Source organism: Lentzea aerocolonigenes (assembly GCF_000955955.1).
Taxonomy (GTDB): Bacteria; Actinomycetota; Actinomycetes; order Mycobacteriales; family Pseudonocardiaceae; genus Lentzea; species Lentzea aerocolonigenes_A.
Map to the genome: position 1 here is coordinate 1 of NZ_JYJG01000601.1, position 3,669 is coordinate 3,669.

Genomic DNA, 3,669 nt, shown 5'->3' on the forward strand with positions numbered 1-3,669 from the left:
TGCCTCGATCGGGTCACCGAGCTTCGTCGCGGTGCCGTGCGCCTCGACTGCGTCGACGTCGCCGGGCACCAGGCCGGCCGAAGCGAGCGCGGCACGGATCACGCGCTGCTGCGAAGGACCGTTCGGCGCGGTCAAGCCGTTGGAAGCGCCGTCCTGGTTCACCGCCGAGCCGCGCACAACTGCCAGAACGGTGTGGCCGAGACGCAGAGCGTCGGACTGGCGTTCCAGCACCAGCAGGCCGACGCCCTCACCCCAGCCGGTGCCGTCGGCGTCGTCGGAGAACGCCTTGCAACGCCCGTCGGCCGAAAGGCCGCGCTGGCGGGAGAACTCGACGTACGTGGTGGGCGTCGACATGACCGTCACACCACCGGCGACCGCCAGTGAGCACTCGCCCGAGCGCAGCGCCTGCGAAGCCAGGTGCAGTGCCACCAAAGAGGAAGAGCAGGCGGTGTCGACCGTGACAGCCGGTCCCTCGAAGCCGAACGTGTAGGAGACGCGGCCCGAAGCGATCGACCCCGCGCTGCCCTGACCCTGGTGCCCCTCGAACTCGCCACCGTCCAGAATGGACGCGTAGTCGTTGTACATGACGCCGGTGAAGACGCCGGTCGCACTACCGCGCAACGAAGCCGGGTCGATGCCGGACCGCTCCAGCGCCTCCCAGGTCGTCTCGAGCAGCAGGCGCTGCTGGGAGTCCGTGGCGAGCGCCTCGCGCGGTGACATGCCGAAGAACGCCGGGTCGAACGCGCCCGCCTCGTGCAGGAACCCACCCGAGATCGAGTAGGTCGTGCCCGCGTGGTCGGGGTCGGGGTGGTAGATGCCGTCGGTGTCCCAGCCGCGGTTCGCCGGGAACTCGGTGATGGCGTCGACGCCGTCAGCCACCAGCTGCCACAGGTCCTCTGGCGACGAAACGCCACCGGGATAACGACAGGCCATACCGACGACGACGATCGGATCGTCCGAAGTAGACACCGACGCAGGCGACGCGGGCACCACGTCCGCGGCACCGAAAAGCTCGTCCCGCAAGAAGCTCGCCAGCACAGCGGCCGTCGGGTAGTCGAACGTCAACGTCGCCGGCAGCCGCAGTCCGGTGACCTCACCGAGGCGGTTGCGCAGCTCGACCGCCGTCAGCGAGTCGAAGCCCAGCGACTGGAACGCCCGCGACGGGTCGATCGTCTCGCCGCCACTGTGACCGAGTACCGCACCGACTTCGGCACGCACCAGCTCCAGCAACGCTTCCAGGCGACCGGCGTCATCCAGACCTGCCAGCTTCCGCGCCAACGAGGACGACGTGCCCGAAGCAGCCGTGCGCCGTGCGCGGACCTTCACCAGCCCCTGCAGCACCGCCGGAACCTCGCCGCGCGCACGGAACACCGGCAGATCGAGCCGCAACGGCAGCACCAGCGACGCGCCGGAAGACAGTGCGGCGTCGAAGAGTTCCACGCCCTCCGCGGGCGTGATCGGTGGCATTCCGGACTTCGCGAGACGTTCGGCGTCGGCCCCGGACAGCATGCCCGTCTCCGCCCACGCACCCCATGCCAGCGACACACCCGGCAGCCCAGCGGCACGCCGGTGCTCGATCAGCGCGTCGAGGAACGTGTTGCCCGCCGCGTAGTTGCCCTGGCCGGACGAACCGAAGACACCCGCGCCGGACGAGTAGACGACGAACGCCGAGACGTCCCGAGCGAGCTCGTGCAGGTTCCACGCGGCGTCGACCTTGGGCCGCAGTACAGCGGACATCCGCTCCGGCGTGAGCGACTCGATGACGCCGTCGTCCAGCACACCGGCCGCGTGCACGACGGAGCGGATCTCGTGGCCCGCAAGGAGGTTCGCGACAGCGTGCCGGTCAGCGACATCGCACGCCACCACGGTGACCGAGGCGTCCAACCCGGCTGCCCAGTCCGGCGCCTCGCCACGACGGCTGACCAGCACCAGGTCACGAACACCATGCGCGGCAACGAGATGCCGCGCGATGACCTGGCCGAGCCCACCGGTACCGCCGGTGATCAGCACTGGTCCTTCCAAAGCGACACTCTCGCCGGCGGCGATCCTCACGACGCGCGGCACGAACACCTCGCCGCCCCGCACCTTCAGCTGCGGCTCCGCACTCGCGAGCACCGCGTCCGGAAGGTCACCGTCGGTCTCGACGAGCGCGAACCGGCCGGGGTGCTCCGACTGCGCGGCCCGCACCAGGCCCCACACCGCCGAGGCACCCAGATCACCCTGGCGTGTAACGAAAACGAGCTTCTCAGCACGCTCTGCCGCGATCCACTCTTGGATCTTCGCGAGCACCTGAGCCGTCAACACGTGCGCGGCCTCGACCGGCGAACCTTCTGCTTGAACCCGCTCGACGACGTGTGCCGCCGGAACCGCGTCGGTCAGCGTGATCGGCACCCAGTCCAGCCCGAACAACGCCTCCTGCGCGGCGCTGAGCTGCCGCGCCGACACGGCCCGCGTCACCAGCGACCCGACCGTCACCACCGGCGCACCGGTCGCGTCGGCGATGGCGATCTCCATCGAGCTGTCGCTGGTGGTCCGCACCCGCACCCGCAACGACGTGGCCCCGACCGCGTGCAGCGCAACGCTTTCCCACGAGAACGGCACCGCGCCCCCGGTCCGCTGGTCGGCGAACGCCACCGCGTGCAGCGCCGCGTCCAGCAGCGCGGGGTGGATGCCGAACCCGGTCGCACTCACGTCCTCGGGCAGCGCCACCTCGGCGAACACCTGGTCGCCCAGCTTCCACGCGGCCCACAACCCCTGGAACGCGTGCCCATAGTGGAACCCGAGCTCCGCGAACAGCTCGTAAGCACCCTCGACCGACACCGCCTCAGCCCTGGCAGGTGGCCACGCGGTTGCATCGAAGTCCACAACGGACGTTCCACTCGCCAAGAATCCGGCAGCGTGCTCGGTCCACGGCAGATCGCTGTCCTCAGGACGGCTGTGAATCGCCACCGCGCGGCGCTCACCCTCCGCCCCCACGCGGATCTGCACCTGCACGGCACCGGACTCGGGCAGCACCAGCGGCGCCGCGATCGTCAGCTCTTCGACGCGGTCGAGCCCCACCTCGTCCGCTGCCCGCAACGCGAGTTCGACGAGCGCCGCGCCAGGCACGAGGACCTTGCCGTGCAGCACGTGGTCCCGCAGCCACGGGTGGGTCCGCACCGACAGCCTGCTCGTGAACAGCAGACCCTCTCCTCCGGCCAGCTCGACTGCAGCCCCGAGCAGCGGGTGCTCAACAGCGCCGAGTCCGGCCGACCGCACGTCCGACCTGGTCGAGACCTCGGGCCAGAACCGCTGCTGCTCGAACGCGTACGTCGGCAGGTCGACCTTGCGGCCATGTTGACAGAACTTGTTCCAATCAACATTGACGCCGTCAACATTGATTCGGCTCAACGCAGTCAACATTGACTTGACTTCATCACCATTGCGCCGCACCGCGGGCACGCAGCCGTCCACCATCGCGGACAACACCCCATCGGGCCCGACCTCGACGAACTTCACGTCACCCAGCGCGGTGACGTTGTCGTGGAACCGCACGGTGTCTCGGACGTGGCCGACCCAGTAGTCGACGTTGTCCACTTGTCCGGATGTTGACATGCGGACAAGCGGCTTGTTGAACGTCAGCCCGCTGATCGCCTCGCGGAAGTCCGCCAGCATCGGCTCCATCAACGG

The 3,669-nt window shown here is 69.3% G+C and carries 1 protein-coding gene; it reads right to left on the minus strand.

What is annotated here, in order from left to right; translation table 11 throughout:
* A partial coding sequence (locus UK23_RS47790; RefSeq protein ID WP_045318516.1) for an SDR family NAD(P)-dependent oxidoreductase occupies nt 1-3,669 on the minus strand: 3,669 nt, incomplete at both ends.